Here is a 15625-nt window from a genome sequence, read left to right as displayed (position 1 = left end):
AGCAAAGAATTGTGGCTGAGCCACCCGCAGAATGCGGGTCGGCTTGAACTTTTCAGGTCGGCTTACTGGTTGCCTGTTCCTTTAACCAACCGTCGTGCAGCCATTTCTCGGTTTTGCGATGGCCGGGGAACGTGATCCACACAATGTCACGCTCGAATACCATGGGCCGTTCATCGGCTCCGACGATGACCCAGAACCAGCGGCCGTCAGCTTGGTTACGCGCCTTCATTTTCATGCCGGTGAGCGTCACTGTTTCGCCACGACCATTGCGCACGATACGGATGGGTTCGTCGTGTGGCTTGATCCAACTAATCTTCATGCGCGGGATCAGATCGGGTGCAGCCTCGCGCAGAAAGTCACGGGCGATCTGCTCGCTGCGTTCGCTTGAGGGCAGGGGCTTGCCCACTAAATCCAGGGACATGTTGGCAAAACCCTTGAGCGTGCCGTCCGCTGCAACGACCGTGCTGAAGTGCTCGCCCTCTGAGCCGGAGTTACTAGCATCGCGGCGTTCATAGCGGGTCAGAACTGCCTTTTCTTCATCGACTGTCACATTTCGCTGACGGACTTGAGCATGAGTGTCAGGCACGAACTTCGAGATGGTTCTTTGGGATGAGTTCATGGTGGTTTTCTCCGGACCAGATGGGAGCGACTGTGCAAAGGTCGCAGCGCAAGCGCCAAGCAACAGCGTTGCAGGCACGACAGCAGCAAGGAAACGAGACATGGATGGACTCCTCAGTAGAAAGGGACATGGAAGCTCAGTTTGTAGGGGGCAGCACCGCGATGGCATCGACCTCCACCAGCACGTCGGGATGGAATAGTTCGGCTACTCCGATCAAGGCGCTGGCCGGAGGCAGACTTTCATCAATGAACCGGTCGCGCACCTGGCGAATCACGGGTAACTGATCCGCATGGAAGTCCCGCACATAAATGGAGATGCGCGCTAGATTGCGAGCCGTGGCGCCTGCAGCCATCAAAGTGGCATTCAGGTTCTCGAAGGCCAGTACCAACTGCGCCTCCATTCCAGCTGGCACCTTGCCTTCAGTTGACAGAGGAACATGCCCTGACAGATACATAGTTCTGCCGCCACCGACGATGACTGCCTGGGAAATACCAGGAATCAAGGTGCCAGTGGGATTGACGGAACGAAGCAAGGTGCTGCTAGTGGTTGAATCCGTCGTCATGTATTGCGTCTTTTCAATGGGAGTGAATGGGGAAGCCATGGCGCTGGCAGAGCACAGCAGCGCAGTCGACACGACTGCATGAGAGCTAAACAACTTCATAGCAAGCCAGCCTCCGAAGAAGAGGGGCGCGAAAGCTGTGGCAGTCCATCTACAACGGCTGTGGCAAACAACAACGCGGCGGCAGGGGGGAGCATCAGAGCGAGCCACCCCCAAGGAGCAAGAGCATGTGCCGCCAACGGAGCGAGGCTGGCGCCAGCGAACAGTGCAAAGCTGTAGATCGACATGGCCCGCGCACGGCTGGCGGGTACTGCCCGAGATGCCAGCGTGCCGATCAGTCCAGGGATGGCCAGAGCAACTCCGGCCGACAACAGGACGCTGGCAACAACCAGTCCACCGAAATGTCCCAGCGCGCCAGCCAGCAGGCCTAGCGCTGCTGTGACCAAACCGGTGCGCGCGGTGGCGACGGTGCCGATGCGACGAATCAAACTGGCCGTCGCCAGGCTGAGCAGCAAAGGAGGCAATCCAGCCAGACGCAAGGTTTGAAGATCAGTCTCGGCCATCGCCATGGCCTGCGCTCCGGCATGGAAGGTGACGAACGCAAACAGCACCGTTAGCGCGGTCAGCCAGACGCCCGCTAGTTTGGAATGCTGGGTCGCGAGTGGTGCGGGCATGGCGTTGCCCTCGGGGGCTTGTGCCTCAGGAGGCAGTACCATCGCGAGCCCAGTGGACAGCAGCACACTTGCGACTGCGACGGCCAGCATGAGGGTCGGCAAGCCCAAGCCTGCGGACTGTGCTGCCAGAAATTGCGCCAATGGAGCCGCCGCCAGGAAAGCGAAGCTTAGTAGCGAGATGCCCCATGGGCGCCTTGCGGGAGACAAGACTTCCGCTACGAGTGCCAGAGCGGCGGGCGGAAAAGCCGATGCCACCAGCCCTTGCAGTGCCCGAGCGACCAGCAACATGCCGAAATTGCTCGCGGCAGCCACCGCAACGCTCGCCAGGGCCGTTGCACATAGGCTCGCGAGCATGATGCGGCGGCGGCCATGGCGATCCGACAGGCGGCCCAGCAGCAAGAAACCAGCGGCATAGGCAAAGCCGAACGAGCTACCCGTCCAACTGGCCAGTCCCGGCGTCACTTGCCAGTGATCCGCGAGATCGCTCACCAAAGGCAGCGTCACGTAGAGCTGTCCCACGACAAGCAATGCCGCAGCCATCAAGATCGGCATCAGTAAAAATTCTCGCACATTCATAATATAAACCTTACGTCAGGTGCAGATTTAAGATGAAAAGGAGCGATGAACTCCCTCCTGCATTAACGGTGCTTTCGAGCCTCATCAATCAGCGACTGCATTCGCTTGATATTGCTCTCCAGGTCACGCTCAAAGTCCTGCAGTTCCCCCAGTTTGCTGCGCGTTGCTATCAGTTGTGCCTCCAAGATTTTCAGCACCTGCTCCTTGCCTTTGATACCGCTGGCATCCTCGAAGTACAGGTCGATGACTTGGCCGATCTCATCCAAGGTCAAGCCCAGCTTTTTCAAAGCGGCGATCTTCTCCAGGCGCTGCACGGCTTGCTCGTCGTAGTACCGATAACCTACACCTTCACGCTCTGCCGGGCGCAGCAAGCCAATCCGCTCGTAGTAGTGGATGGTGCGATGGCTGACGTCGGCACGTTGGGCAAGCTCACCGATTTGTAGTAAGTTAGAAGACATTAAATAGAAACCTGACGTTAGGTGTAGATTGAATCATAGTAAAACAATTGCATGACGTCAACCTTGCGTAAACGCAGCTGGAATACCTCGCATCACGAGCCTGCTATGGCTCTAGATGTTGGTTCCCGGACGAGTGGATCGTTAAGCCAAGCGTCTGTAGCTGCTCAGCCGTAAGGCGCCAAAAGCGGTCATGGCGACATTGCCTCATTTATTTCGATCACCATGCACTGACCAGCGGGACTGAACTTGCGCGATGCTGCTTTTGACGGACTGCTTTGCCCGGATTGGAACTTCTGGTTTGGGACGGTAGCGCCTATTCACGAGCCACGATAGCGGACATCTGGCAATCCCTCGGGTGGCACTGACGGCTGTTGTCGGCTACTCAGCTGCAACCCGTCGTTGGGCAGTCGCCAGCGTCAATGCTCGGATGGCTGTTATGGAGCGGTGACCGATAGGTCGGGATGAAACCATGAGCTGCGGCAATCGCTGCTCAGCAGTCATTAATTGCAACATGACGAGCGGCATCGACGGGGCATGAAGCACGTCCCAGCAATGAGGGGGCAATAAAAAAGGCTACCGATTGGTAGCCTTTTTTCGCACAAGAGGTTGATATAGCAAAACTCTTAGGAAGAGGATTTTGATAATTGTCTCAATAGATGCTTCTCAAAATCTCAGCTTATGGGGCTCGCTACAAACAAATCAAACGTCGATATTCCCCGCCCGCAGGGCGTTGTCTTCGATGAAGTTGCGGCGCGGTTCGACCTCGTCGCCCATGAGCATGGTGAAGACGCGGTCGGCTTCGATGGCGTCGCCGATCTTGACCTGCAGCAGGCTGCGGACGTTGGGGTCCATGGTGGTTTCCCACAGCTGCTCGGGGTTCATTTCGCCCAGACCCTTGTAGCGCTGGCGGCCCGTGGTGCGCTCGGCTTCGGAGATCAGCCAGGCCATGGCCTGACGGAAGTCGCCGACCTTTTCGGTCTTCGCCTTCTCGCCTTCGCCGCGCGTGACCTTGGCGCCTTCGCTCAGCAGGCCGACGAAGTTCTGCGCTTCATCGGAAAGGGCCGCGTAGTCATGGCTGCGCACGAACTCCTGGGTCAGGATGGAGCTCTTGATATTGCCGTGGTGATGGCGGCTGATGCGCAGGATGGGGTGCTCGCTGTTGGGGTCGATCTCGGCCGTCACATCGGCGGGCACGCCGGTGGTGGTCAGCTCGCGCAGCTTGGCTTCCAGAATCGGCGCGCACTCCTGGGCTTCTTCAATGGTGTCGAGCTTGATCTGCACGCCGTCAGCAATGGCGCGCAGGGCTTCGGCATCCATGAAGTTGGACAGGCGCTCGATGACGGTTTCGGCGGCCAGATGCATGTTGGCCAGCTTGGCCAGCTCTTCGCCTTCGACGGTGCGCGGATTGTCGCCGCCGGTGGTCACGCTGGCATGGTTCAGCGCGATCTTGAGCAGGTATTTGTTGAGGGCCGGGCCGTCCTTGAGGTAGAGCTCTTCCTTGCCGTTCTTGACCTTGTACAGCGGCGGCTGGGCGATGTAGATATGGCCGCGCTCGACCAGGTCGGGCATCTGGCGGTAGAAGAAGGTCAGCAGCAGGGTACGGATGTGGGCGCCGTCCACGTCCGCGTCGGTCATGATGATGATGCGGTGGTAGCGCAGCTTGTCGGGGTTGTAGTCGTCGCTGCTGCTCTTGCCCGAGTCTTCGCTGACTTTGCCGATGCCGGTGCCCAGGGCCGTGATCAGGGTGATGATTTCCTGGCTGGACAGCAGCTTTTCGTAGCGGGCCTTTTCCACGTTCAGGATCTTGCCGCGCAGCGGCAGGATGGCCTGGAACTTGCGATCGCGACCCTGCTTGGCGGAGCCGCCGGCGGAGTCACCCTCGACGATGTAGATTTCGCACAGCGCAGGATCTTTTTCCTGGCAATCGGCCAGCTTGCCGGGCAGGCCCATGCCGTCGAGCACGCCCTTGCGGCGCGTCATTTCGCGGGCCTTGCGGGCGGCTTCGCGGGCGCGGGCGGCTTCCACAATCTTGTTGCAGAGAATCTTGGCGTCGTTGGGCTTTTCTTCGAGGAACTCGGCGAGCAGCTTGCCGACGATGTCTTCCACGGGCGCACGGACTTCGGAGCTGACCAGCTTGTCCTTGGTCTGGCTGGAGAACTTGGGCTCGGGCACCTTCACGCTGAGCACGCAGCACAGGCCTTCGCGCATGTCGTCGCCGGTGACTTCGACCTTGGCCTTCTTGGCCAGTTCGTTGTCGGCGATGTATTTGCCGATGACGCGGGTCATGGCGGCGCGCAGGCCGGTCAGGTGGGTGCCGCCGTCACGCTGGGGAATGTTGTTGGTGAAGCACAGCACCTGCTCGGCATAACTGTCGTTCCACTGCATGGCGACTTCGACGCCGATTTCGGTGCCGGGAATGCCACCATAGGTCTCTGCCGGGCGTGTGCCTTCGGCGTAGAAGGTGGTGGGGTGCAGGACCTTCTTGGTGCCGTTGATGAATTCCACAAAGCCCTTGACGCCGCCGGCGCCCGAGAAGTCGTCTTCCTTGCCGTCGCGTTCGTCCTTGAGGCGAATGCGCACGCCGTTGTTCAGGAAGGACAGCTCGCGCAGGCGCTTGGCCAGGATTTCATAGCGGAACTCGAAGTTCTCCTTGAAGATTTCCTGGTCGGGCAGAAAGTGCACCTTGGTGCCGCGCTTGTCGCTGGGGCCGACCACGCGCATGGGCGAGACTTCGGTGCCGTCCACGACTTCGATCAGGCGGTTTTGCACAAAGCCGCGCGAGAAGTCGATTTCATGGCGCACGCCGTCGCGGCTGACGGTGAGCTTGAGCCAGATGGACAGCGCGTTCACGCAGGACACGCCCACGCCGTGCAGACCGCCCGAGACCTTGTAGCTGTTTTGGTTGAACTTGCCGCCGGCGTGCAGCTCGGTCAGGGCGATTTCGGCAGCCGAGCGCTTGGGCTCGTGCTTGTCGTCCATCTTCACGCGCGTGGGAATGCCGCGGCCGTTGTCGATCACGGACAGCGAGCCGTCGGCGTGGATGGTGACCAGAATGTCGTCGCAGTAGCCGGCCAGCGCTTCGTCGATGGAGTTGTCCACGACCTCGAAGACCAGGTGGTGCAGACCGGTGCCGTCCGAGGTGTCACCGATGTACATGCCTGGGCGCTTGCGCACGGCTTCCAGGCCTTCCAGGATCTGGATTGCGCCTTCGCCATAGCCGCCTGCATCTGCGGCGGTCTGGGTGTCTGGCTTGTTCTCTTCGGTCATGAAATTACCTTGCTGCTACAAGATCAGGAGCTGTTGGCGCCTGATCTGCATAACTTTCAAATGAATACTTGCCTGAAATCATTACAGGACGAGCGGTAGCTGCTCCTGTTATTTCAGGCAATGAAATGGCTGGCTGCGTTCGGTCCACTCAGATGCGCATGGGCATCACGACGTACTTGAAGCTTTCGTTCTCGGGGATGGTGACCAGCGCCGAGCTGTTGCCGTCCTGCAGATCGATCTTGACCATGTCCTGGCTCATGTTGGTGAGCACATCGATCAGGTAGGTCACGTTGAAGCCGATCTCGATGGTGTCGCCACCGTAGTCGATGTCGAGCTCGTCCATGGCCTCTTCCTGCTCGGCGTTGTTGGACGCCACGCGCAGCGTGCCGGGCTCGACCGACAGGCGCACGCCCTTGAACTTGTCGCTGGTCATGATGGCCGTGCGCTGCAGCGATGCCAGCAGCGGGGCGCGGCCCAGGGTCACGCTGTTGGTGTGGTTGCGCGGGATGACGCGGTTGTAGTCGGGGAACTTGCCCTCGACCAGCTTGGTCACGAACTCCATGCCGCCAAAGGTGAACTTGGCCTGGTTGTTGGCGAACTGCATCTCGATGACGGGCTGGTTCTCGCCGCTGGCGTCCGACAGCAGGCGCTGCAGCTCCAGCACGGTCTTGCGCGGCAGAATCACTTCCTGCTTGATGGGCACTTCCACATCCAGCGTGGCGCTGGCCCAGGCCAGGCGGTGGCCGTCGGTGGCCACCAGGCTCAGGGTGTTGCCTTCGGCGACGAACAGAATGCCGTTGAGGTAGTAGCGGATGTCCTGCACGGCCATGGCAAAGGAGACCTGGCCCAGCAGGTCCTTGAGCACCTTCTGCGGCACGCTGAAAGCGGGGCCGAAGGCGGCCGATTCCTGCACCAGCGGGAAGTCTTCGGCGGGCAGGGTCTGCAGCGTGAAGCGGCTCTTGCCGCCTTTCAGAATCATCTTGGACTGCTGCGTCTCCAGGCTCACGGTCTGGTCGCCGGGCATGGTCTTCAGGATGTCGATCAGCTTGCGGGCACCGATGGTGGTGGTGAAGTCGCCGGCGTCGCCGCCCAGCTCGGCCGTGGTGCGGATCTGGATTTCCAGGTCGCTGGTTGTCAGCTGCAGTGCATTGCCGGTCTTCTTGATCAGCACATTGGCCAGAATGGGCAGCGTGTGGCGGCGCTCGACAATGCCGGCCACCGATTGCAGGACCGCGAGAACTTTGTCTTGTGTGGCTTTCAGGACGATCATGTCAACCTCAGTGATTTAAGTGCGCATTTGTTTTGACGCGGCGGCATCCGCAGGGCAGGGCGGACGCTCCCTCATGCCGCGTGAATTCCCCATTTTGCCCTGTGTGAGTGACATTCATGGGGGAGTTTTCATCAACCCTTGAGCGTTTGTTCCAGCACATGCAGCTGCTGGTTCAACTCGGTGTTGGTCTGGCGCTCGCCCGCGATCTTGCGTACGGCGTGCAGCACCGTGGTGTGGTCGCGGCCGCCAAACAGCTCGCCGATCTCGGGCAGGCTTTTTTGCGTCAGCTCCTTGGCCAGGTACATGGCAATCTGGCGCGGCCGGGCAATGCTGGCCGGGCGCTTCTTGCTGTACATGTCGGCCACCTTGATCTTGTAGTAGTCAGCCACCGTCTTCTGGATGTTTTCCACAGAAATCTGGCGGTTCTGAATACTGAGCAGATCGCGCAGCGCCTCGCGGGCCAGCTGAATCGACACTTCCTTCTGGTTGAAGCGCGAATAGGCCAGGATCTTGCGCAGCGCGCCTTCGAGCTCACGCACGTTGGAGCGCACGTTCTTGGCCACGAAGAAGGCAACTTCCTCGGGCATGTCGGCGTTCTCGGCGCGGGCCTTGTTGATCAGAATCGCCACGCGCATTTCCAGCTCGGGCGGCTCGATGGCCACCGTCAGGCCCGAGTCGAAACGCGAGACCAGGCGCTCGTGGATATTGGCCAGACCCTTGGGATAGGTGTCGGACGTCATCACGATATGGCTCTTCTTGGCCAGCAGGGCCTCGAAGGCATTGAAGAACTCTTCCTGCGTACGGTCCTTGTTGGCGAAGAACTGCACATCGTCGATCAGCAGCAGGTCGAGCGAGTGGTAGCGTTCCTTGAACTCGTCGAAGGTGCGGCGCTGGTAGGCCTTGACCACATCCGAGACGAATTGCTCCGCGTGGATGTAGAGAATCTTGGCGTCGGGCTTGTCCTTGAGCAGCTGGTTACCCACAGCATGCACCAGGTGGGTCTTACCGAGGCCGACACCGCCGTAGATGAACAGCGGGTTGTAGAGGTGACCGGGCGAGCCTGCCACATGCATGGCGGCCGAGCGCGCCATACGGTTGGCCGTACCTTCGACCAGCGTCTCGAAGGTGAGGGCCGGGTTCAACCGGGTGCGGAAAACCGGTGCGCTGGCCTCTTCGCTGGTGACGGTGGGCACAGCGACATTGTGCGTCTGCGGCGTAGCCTGTTGTGTCGACGACGGAGGTCGCACATAAGTACGCACAACGCTTTCGCGCTGAGCGAGTGCTAACTCAAGAGTGACGGGCTGGCCGTAGAGCGACTCCAGCATGGCCGAGATGCGGCCCGCATACTGGGCACGGATCCAGTCCAGCTTGAAGCGGTTGGCCACATAGACGGTGACCTTGGAAAAATCTTCTGCAACGAGTGCCGTCAGCGGCTTGATCCAGGTGTTGAATTGCTGCTCTGGCAGCTCCTGACCCAGTTGCTCAACGCAGACCTGCCACAGGGCCTGGCCTGCATCATTGGTTGGTTCCTCTGTCATTGTCAAAAGTCTAATTGTGGATAGGAGGAACAGTTGCGGGGTTGGTATTGTAGCTTTTGCGGAAGTTATCCACAAAATATCAGAAGGCTGTCCCCGACTCCGGTGCGTTATAGGCTGCACATCCTAATAGATTGGCAGGCTGCTGTTTGTAAAGAATCTCTGGGCCACGCAGGTGCTTGACGGGATACCCCGTGAGTCCTTAGCAAATTCAAGGGTCATTGCATCAAAGGCACAACGCTGTGATAATCCCCGGTTTCCCTGAATGTGTTCAGGGTGATATGAGCCGGGCGCCTTTTTTGTGCGCGCGCGCCCAGTTGCTTTAGGAGCTGTGGCGGGTGCTTTGTTCCGTTTGTTGCCTTCTGGCCCGATGACATGCACGGCATGTGAAAAAATATCGGGTTTGGCGGTGACAGTGTGCGGCGCAAAACCGGAATGGTCGGGCGCGAACATGGCGCCTTGCCGACGCAAATACTGAACCTTCTCAAGGAACCAACATGAAACGTACTTACCAACCTTCCAAGATCCGCCGCGCCCGTACCCACGGTTTCCTGGTCCGCATGAAGACCAAGGGTGGCCGTGCCGTGATCAACGCACGTCGCGCCAAGGGCCGCAAGCGTCTGGCCGTCTAAGGCCGGCGTTGGCTAGCGGTCTGCTCATTCGCTGCGCTGAAGGCCTCTGAACGGAGGCTCTCTTATGCAAAGGCTGAAAACGCGTCCGCAATTCCAGGCCACCATGTCCGCGGGCACGATTGCCCGTACCCCGCACTTCGCCCTGCATCGCATGGAGCTGGTGGCAGAGGTTCCCGACATGGTTGCCAACCCCAGGACAGGGCCCGGATCGAACGATCCGCAGGCCCTGTTTGGCATTGGTGCCGTGCGCAAGCAGGCCTGGCTGGGTGCCATGGTGCCCAAGCGCTGGGCACGCCGCTCAGTCACGCGCCACACCATCAAGCGCCAGATCTATGCGGTGTCCTCGGATTACGAAGACGCCCTGCTGTGTGCTTCCTATGTGGTGCGCCTGCGCTCGGGGTTTGACCGTAAGCAATTCGTCAGTGCAACTTCTGATCAGCTCAAGGCAGCAGTCCGCAAGGAACTGCAACAGCTTTTTGCGACCGGGGCGCGCCGCCTGACGCAGGCCCGTCAGGCCGCTGAGGCGGAGGTGGAATTGAAGAAAATTTCACCCCAAGCCATTGATGGTAAAACGCAAGAAGCTACTGATTCAATAGCTAATCAGCCGGAGAACCAGCCATGATGCAGCGACTGCTCATGGCTGTAGTGCGTGGCTACAGGCTGCTGCTCAGTCCCTGGCTGGGCTCGGCCTGTCGCTTCGAGCCGACCTGCTCGGCCTATTCCCTTCAAGCGCTGGAGCAACACGGCGCTGCGGTAGGCTCTTATCTGACGGTGCGCCGGCTGGCGCGTTGTCATCCGTGGTGTGACGGAGGGCATGATCCCGTGCCACAGCAAAAGCCCAGGCTGTTTTCCTTTCTGGACGATGCCTCGGACTCTTCCGCGACCACCCAACCTTCCTCACCTAAGAAGTCTTCATGAACGATATTCGCCGCACCATACTGTGGGTGATATTTGGCTTTTCCATGGTTTTGCTCTGGGACAAGTGGCAAATCCATAACGGCAAAAAGCCCACCTTCTTCCCATCGCCGCAGACGGTCAGCGCGCCTGCTGCGGCTGATGTCAAGCCTGCTGACGTCAGCGTGCCCCAGCCCGCAGCAGCAGCTTCTGCCGGCGATGTGCCCGGTGCTGCCAATGCCGCGGCTCAGCCTGCAGCAGCCGTGACGCCCCGTCAGGACGTGATCGTGGGCAGCGATGTGATGCGCCTGACCTTCGACAGCGAAGGCGGCACGCTAAAAGCTTCCGAGCTGCTCAAGTACTCCGACACCACGGATGACAAGAAGCTCATGCAGGTGTTCGAGGAAAACGCCAAGCGTGTGTATCTGGGTCAGACCGGCCTGATCGGCGGCAACTTCCCCACGCACAAGACTCCCATGACCGTGATGCCCGGCGAGCGCGAGCTCAAGGACGGTCAGGACAGCGTGCAAGTGCGCTTCGAGTCTGCCGACCAGGGTGGCGTGAAGCTGATCAAGACCTTCACGCTCAAGCGCGGCTCCTATGCCGTCGATGTGCAGCACGATGTGGTCAACACCGGCTCGACCGCCGTGAACCCCCAGCTGTACATGCAACTGGTGCGCGACGGCAACAAGCCCGAGCATGAGTCCAGCTTCTATTCCACCTTCACCGGCCCGGCCGTCTATACCGAAGCCAAGAAGTACCACAAGGTCGAGTTCAAGGACATCGAAAGCGGCAAGGCCGAGGTCGACAAGGCCTCTCCCAATGGCTTTGTGGCCATGGTGCAGCATTACTTCGCCAGCGCCTGGCTGCTGGCCGACGGTATCCAGCGCGACAACTTCGTGCGCAAGGTGGGCGACAACCTCTATGCCGTGGGCATGATCACGCCCGTGGGCACAGTGGAACCTGGTCAGACCAAGACCGTGAGCTCGCGCCTGTTCTCCGGTCCTCAGATCGAGCCCATGCTGGAAAAGCTCTCGCCCGGTCTGGAACTGGTCAAGGACTATGGCTGGCTGACGATTCTGGCCAAGCCGCTGTACTGGCTGCTGTCCGAGCTGCACAAGTTCATCGGCAACTGGGGCTGGTCCATCGTGGCCCTGGTGGTGCTGCTGAAGATCGCCTTCTACTGGCTCAACGCCAAGGCTTACTCCTCGATGGCCAAGATGAAGGCCATCAACCCCCGCATTCAGGAAATGCGCGAGCGTCTGAAGGACAAGCCCCAGCAGATGCAGCAGGAGATGATGCGCATCTACCGCGAGGAGAAGGTCAACCCCATGGGCGGCTGTCTGCCCATCGTCATTCAGATCCCTGTCTTCATGGCTCTGTACTGGGTGCTGCAGTCCAGCGTGGAAATTCGCAACGCGCCCTGGATTGGCTGGATTCACGACCTTTCGGTGCCGGATCCCTTCTTTATCCTGCCGCTGCTGATGACTCTGTCCTCGCTGCTGCAGACCGCCCTGAACCCCGCTCCTCCTGACCCCATGCAGGCCAAGATGATGTGGATCATGCCGCTGATGTTCAGCGTGATGTTCTTCTTCTTCCCCTCGGGTCTGGTGCTGTACTGGCTGACGAACAACATTCTGTCGATCGCTCAGCAGTGGATCATCAACAAGCGCATGGGCGTGCCGCCTCAGTTCAACCTGCCCAAGTTCGGCAAGGCTGCCGAAGGCAAGTAAGCACGGCGCCAGCGCCAACAAGAACGCCACCTGAAAAGGTGGCGTTTTTTTATGCCCGCTCGAACAAGGCGGCGGGCCTGCCTGCGGCCTTACTTGCCGATGCAAAAGCTGGAGAAGATCACCCCCAGCAGGTCGTCTGAGCTGAATTCGCCAGTAATCGAGTTCAGCGACAGCTGGGCCAGGCGCAGCTCCTCGGCCAGCAGATCCAGATGGGCGGATTGCGCCGCCAGCTGCGCGTCGGCCATCTCCAGATGGGCATCCACGGCCTGCAGGGCCTCCACATGGCGGGCGCGGGCCAGGTACAGGCCTTCAGGGGCGGATTGCCAGCCCGCCACTTCCAGCAGCCGCTTGCGCAGCGCATCCAGGCCGTCACCGGTACGGGCAGACAGGGCGATCTGCTCGGCATTGAGCTGGGCGGTGTGACGGGCCTGCACGTCGGCGGCCGCCATATCGGTCTTGTTCCAGACATGGATGACCGGCACCTGCGCGGGCAACCTGTCCTGCAGGGTGCGGGCGATATCGGCATCGTCGGCAGCATAGTCAGCCTGTTCCACGCGGGTCAGATCGTGCAGGAAGAGCACGGCATCGGCTGCTGCAATCTCGTCCCAGGCGCGTGCAATGCCGATGCGCTCCACTTCGTCATCGCTGTCACGCAGGCCAGCGGTGTCGATCACATGCAGGGGCACGCCCTCGATCTGAATCGTCTGCTGCACCTTGTCGCGCGTGGTTCCGGCAATCGGGGTGACGATGGCCAGCTCGGCCCCTGCCAGCGCATTGAGCAGCGAGCTTTTGCCCGCATTGGGCTGGCCGGCAATCACCACCTTGATGCCTTCGCGCAGCAGCGCGCCCTGGTGGGCGCGTGCCAGCACGGCAGTGACCTGGGCGCGCAGGCGCTCGAGTTGACCAAAGGCATCGGCCTTCTGCAGAAAGTCGATTTCCTCCTCGGGGAAGTCCAGCGTGGCTTCCACCAGCATGCGCAGATGCACCAGGGCATCGCGCAGCACATGGATTTCCTGCGAGAACGCGCCGGACAGTGAACGGCTGGCACTGCGCGCGGCCGCTTCGGTGCTGGCATCGATGAGGTCGGCAATCGCCTCGGCCTGGGCCAGGTCGATCTTGTCGTTGAGAAAGGCGCGCTCGGTGAACTCGCCGGGCTGGGCCAGGCGCAGCCCAGTCAGCACCGGCTTGCCATCTTCATTGGCGCTCTGTGCTGCTTCCAGGCAGCGCGCCAGCAGCAGCTGTAGCACCACGGGGCCGCCGTGGGCCTGCAGCTCCAGCACATCCTCGCCCGTGTAGCTGTGCGGGCCGGGAAAGTAGATGGCCAGGCCATGGTCAATGGGCGCACCGTGCGCGTCCCTGAAGGGCAGATAAGTCGCTTCGCGCGGTTTCAGCGCCTTGCCGCAAAGCGTCCGGACCAGTGCAGCAATGCCTTTGCCGGAGACCCGAACAATGCCCACGGCACCACGCCCCGGAGCGGTGGCGATGGCGGCAATCGGGTCGTTGTGGCGGGGAAGCATGGGCGGACTTTCGGTCGAGAAGAGAAGCCGCAAATCATAGCCTTGCGGGTTAAGTCCTTGGAAATCAACGGTGAGCGCTGCTCGGGCGGCTATTTAACAGCAGAAGCGTTTCATACAATCGTCACAAATCTGTCACGAAAAATGAATATGTCTTCCTTTGCAATGAGACTGGGCTCTCTACTAGCCTGGATATTGCTTTTTTCACCTCCGTTTCTAATTCGCTCATATGGAAAAGAGGTGGGCTACACGTTGTTGGCCGCGCTGTTCTTCTATCCTTTGGCGCTGTCCCGAAAGTCTCTGGCGATCTGTATTCCACTTCTGATTTTTATCGGCGCTGCGAATATTTTTCATGCCCAGTTTTTGGGAAACATGATCGATGAGTTTTCCCTAGCCACGCTGTGGCGCACTGAGGCGCATGAGGCCGCCGAGTTCCTGAGCTCGATCAATCGTCAGATGATTCTTGTCGTGCTGTGCTGGCTGGTGGCAAGTTTCGGATGTGGCTACTTCCTCTTTAAAAACTGCACGAATGGAACAGCTCCATTTCAGAAATGGGAGAAAAGAATACTGCTGGGCATAGGATTGCTCTGGACCAGCTTTTTTGCCTTTGGCGTGACCCAGCAGTTCACCGTCAATGACTATGTGCATAAACTGCGTCATATCTATCCCATGCATATGGCCAAGGCTGCGGTGCGTTATGGAGATCTGGAAAAAGAGGTTTTCTATCAGCCGACATTGCCTGCCAGGCCAAGTGCATCTCAGGCGAACACCTTGGTGGTGGTTATTGGTGAGAGCGCCAGCAGCCATCGCTGGTCACTATTGGGCTATGAGGGAGACGATACCAATCAGTCACTGAGGCAGGTTTCCGGTTTGCGTACCTACAAGGTCATGGCTCATGGCTTCAATACCGCAAAGGCGCTGCCCTTTATTTTGACCGGGCAGTCTGCTTTCGACAGCCAGAGAAATGCCTCGCCTTCGTTCCTAGATTTGGCTCGGCATGCCGGCTACAAGACCTTTGTCTTTTCCAACTCCAGATTCAATGACAAGAGCGAGGATATGTACTCGCAGATATTGCGTCGCTCTGCGGATGTCTATGCCAAGGTGGGCAATGGGGCACATGACGAAGTGATGACGACTTGGCTGGAGAAGTCGCTGGCGGATGATGCGTCACATAAGCTGGTGGTTCTTCATACCTATGGCAGTCATCCCGCTATCTCCCAGCGCTACCCTCGTTCCCGCTACGAGGGCGCAGATGCATACGATAACTCGATTCGCTATACCTCGGACCTGCTGGCCGACTGGATTCGCATGGTGGATGAGGCGTCTGATGCGCCCAGCGCGCTGCTTTACGTCTCTGATCATGGCCTTGGAGTTCCTCCTTGTGTGGACAGCCCTCGCCAGGGCAATGATCAGTCAGTGCTGGAGGTTCCACTGGCATATTGGGCGAACGAGGCAATGAGGAGTCTCCAAGGGAGTGAAGAGGTGGCGATCTCTGAAGGTCCTCTGGAACACAGCACGACTCTGGCGCCCGAGATATTGATTGCAGCCCAGGGATACGACGTCCGCACGGCGATGCCGCATTTGCAGGACAGCCGCAAGCTGCATTTCGATGGTGTGGCTTATGCCGAGCTCTATCGCGACGATGCCTGCACGCCCTGAAGTGCAAAGTCTCATATGTTATGCATTGTTGGCATAATGTTATGATTTTGTTTGCATTGTTATTGAACGGTCATGGCTGTTTGACCTTAAACGCCGAGCTGCACCCCCTCTTTTTTTGATAGCGCTCGGCCTACAATCCAAAATCCGATTTCATCGTCCGCAGGAGCGCAGGGGCCGGGCCGTGTGTTCATAGAGAGTCCTTACTGCGGATGACTTACTTTGCGAGCTGGAGACC

At 59.4% G+C, this 15625-nt stretch carries 14 protein-coding genes; 5 read left to right on the top strand and 9 right to left on the bottom strand.

The window, feature by feature from the left end; genetic code table 11:
• Positions 1-52: 52 nt before the first annotated feature.
• The 8 genes from P353_RS28925 to P353_RS29355 form a co-directional block, all read right to left on the bottom strand.
• Complete coding sequence (locus P353_RS28925; RefSeq protein WP_052084984.1) at positions 53-721, bottom strand: hypothetical protein; 669 nt, start codon at positions 719-721, stop codon at positions 53-55.
• A 34-nt stretch (positions 722-755) separates the two neighbouring features.
• Positions 756-1280 carry a RidA family protein gene (locus tag P353_RS23115; RefSeq protein WP_232776830.1) on the bottom strand — a complete coding sequence of 175 codons (525 nt, stop codon included), beginning with the start codon at positions 1278-1280 and terminating at the stop codon, positions 756-758.
• Positions 1277-2404 carry an MFS transporter gene (locus P353_RS23110; RefSeq protein ID WP_052084983.1) on the bottom strand — a complete coding sequence of 376 codons (1128 nt, stop codon included), beginning with the start codon at positions 2402-2404 and terminating at the stop codon, positions 1277-1279. Before P353_RS23110 ends, P353_RS23115 begins: the two co-directional genes overlap by 4 nt.
• A gap of 86 nt (positions 2405-2490) precedes the next feature.
• The gene (locus tag P353_RS23105; RefSeq protein ID WP_034374916.1) at positions 2491-2886 is read right to left on the bottom strand and encodes a MerR family transcriptional regulator; all 396 of its coding nucleotides are present in this window, start codon (positions 2884-2886) and stop codon (positions 2491-2493) included.
• 699 nt (positions 2887-3585) lie between these two features.
• Positions 3586-6153: a DNA topoisomerase (ATP-hydrolyzing) subunit B gene (gene gyrB, locus P353_RS23100; protein ID WP_034374914.1), complete on the bottom strand. Its 2568-nt coding sequence runs from the start codon at positions 6151-6153 to the stop codon at positions 3586-3588.
• 148 nt (positions 6154-6301) lie between these two features.
• Positions 6302-7423 (bottom strand): DNA polymerase III subunit beta, encoded by a 1122-nt coding sequence (gene dnaN, locus P353_RS23095; RefSeq protein ID WP_003064798.1) that lies wholly within the window; start codon positions 7421-7423, stop codon positions 6302-6304.
• Positions 7424-7554: 131 nt separating this feature from the next.
• Positions 7555-8961, bottom strand: coding sequence for a chromosomal replication initiator protein DnaA (gene dnaA / locus P353_RS23090; RefSeq protein WP_034374912.1), 1407 nt, complete (start codon positions 8959-8961; stop codon positions 7555-7557).
• 123 nt (positions 8962-9084) lie between these two features.
• A complete protein-coding gene (locus tag P353_RS29355) occupies positions 9085-9411 on the bottom strand; it encodes a hypothetical protein (protein ID WP_155500076.1) in 327 nt (108 codons plus the stop codon).
• 44 nt (positions 9412-9455) lie between these two features.
• Here P353_RS29355 and rpmH point away from each other — a divergent pair, with 44 nt between their 5' ends.
• From rpmH to yidC, 4 genes are all read left to right on the top strand, one after another.
• The gene (rpmH, locus tag P353_RS23085) at positions 9456-9590 is read left to right on the top strand and encodes a 50S ribosomal protein L34 (protein ID WP_003060014.1); all 135 of its coding nucleotides are present in this window, start codon (positions 9456-9458) and stop codon (positions 9588-9590) included.
• Positions 9591-9654: 64 nt separating this feature from the next.
• A complete protein-coding gene (locus P353_RS23080) occupies positions 9655-10212 on the top strand; it encodes a ribonuclease P protein component (RefSeq protein ID WP_034374910.1) in 558 nt (185 codons plus the stop codon).
• On the top strand, positions 10209-10508 hold the full coding sequence (gene yidD, locus P353_RS28575) for a membrane protein insertion efficiency factor YidD (RefSeq protein WP_003064792.1): 300 nt from the start codon (positions 10209-10211) through the stop codon (positions 10506-10508). Before P353_RS23080 ends, yidD begins: the two co-directional genes overlap by 4 nt.
• Complete coding sequence (yidC, locus tag P353_RS23075; protein ID WP_034374908.1) at positions 10505-12217, top strand: membrane protein insertase YidC; 1713 nt, start codon at positions 10505-10507, stop codon at positions 12215-12217. The genes yidD and yidC overlap by 4 nt, the downstream gene beginning before the upstream one ends.
• An 89-nt stretch (positions 12218-12306) precedes the next feature.
• Here yidC and mnmE read toward each other — a convergent pair whose 3' ends face one another.
• The gene (gene mnmE / locus P353_RS23070) at positions 12307-13734 is read right to left on the bottom strand and encodes a tRNA uridine-5-carboxymethylaminomethyl(34) synthesis GTPase MnmE (RefSeq protein ID WP_034374906.1); all 1428 of its coding nucleotides are present in this window, start codon (positions 13732-13734) and stop codon (positions 12307-12309) included.
• Positions 13735-13791: 57 nt separating this feature from the next.
• On the opposite strand from mnmE, the gene P353_RS23065 reads away from it, so the two are divergent.
• Positions 13792-15390, top strand: coding sequence for a sulfatase-like hydrolase/transferase (locus P353_RS23065; RefSeq protein WP_232776827.1), 1599 nt, complete (start codon positions 13792-13794; stop codon positions 15388-15390).
• Positions 15391-15625 lie beyond the last annotated feature (235 nt).

Source organism: Comamonas testosteroni (assembly GCF_000761245.1).
Taxonomy (GTDB): domain Bacteria; phylum Pseudomonadota; class Gammaproteobacteria; order Burkholderiales; family Burkholderiaceae_C; genus Comamonas; species Comamonas testosteroni_C.
This window is presented reverse-complemented; position numbering and strand designations above follow the sequence as displayed.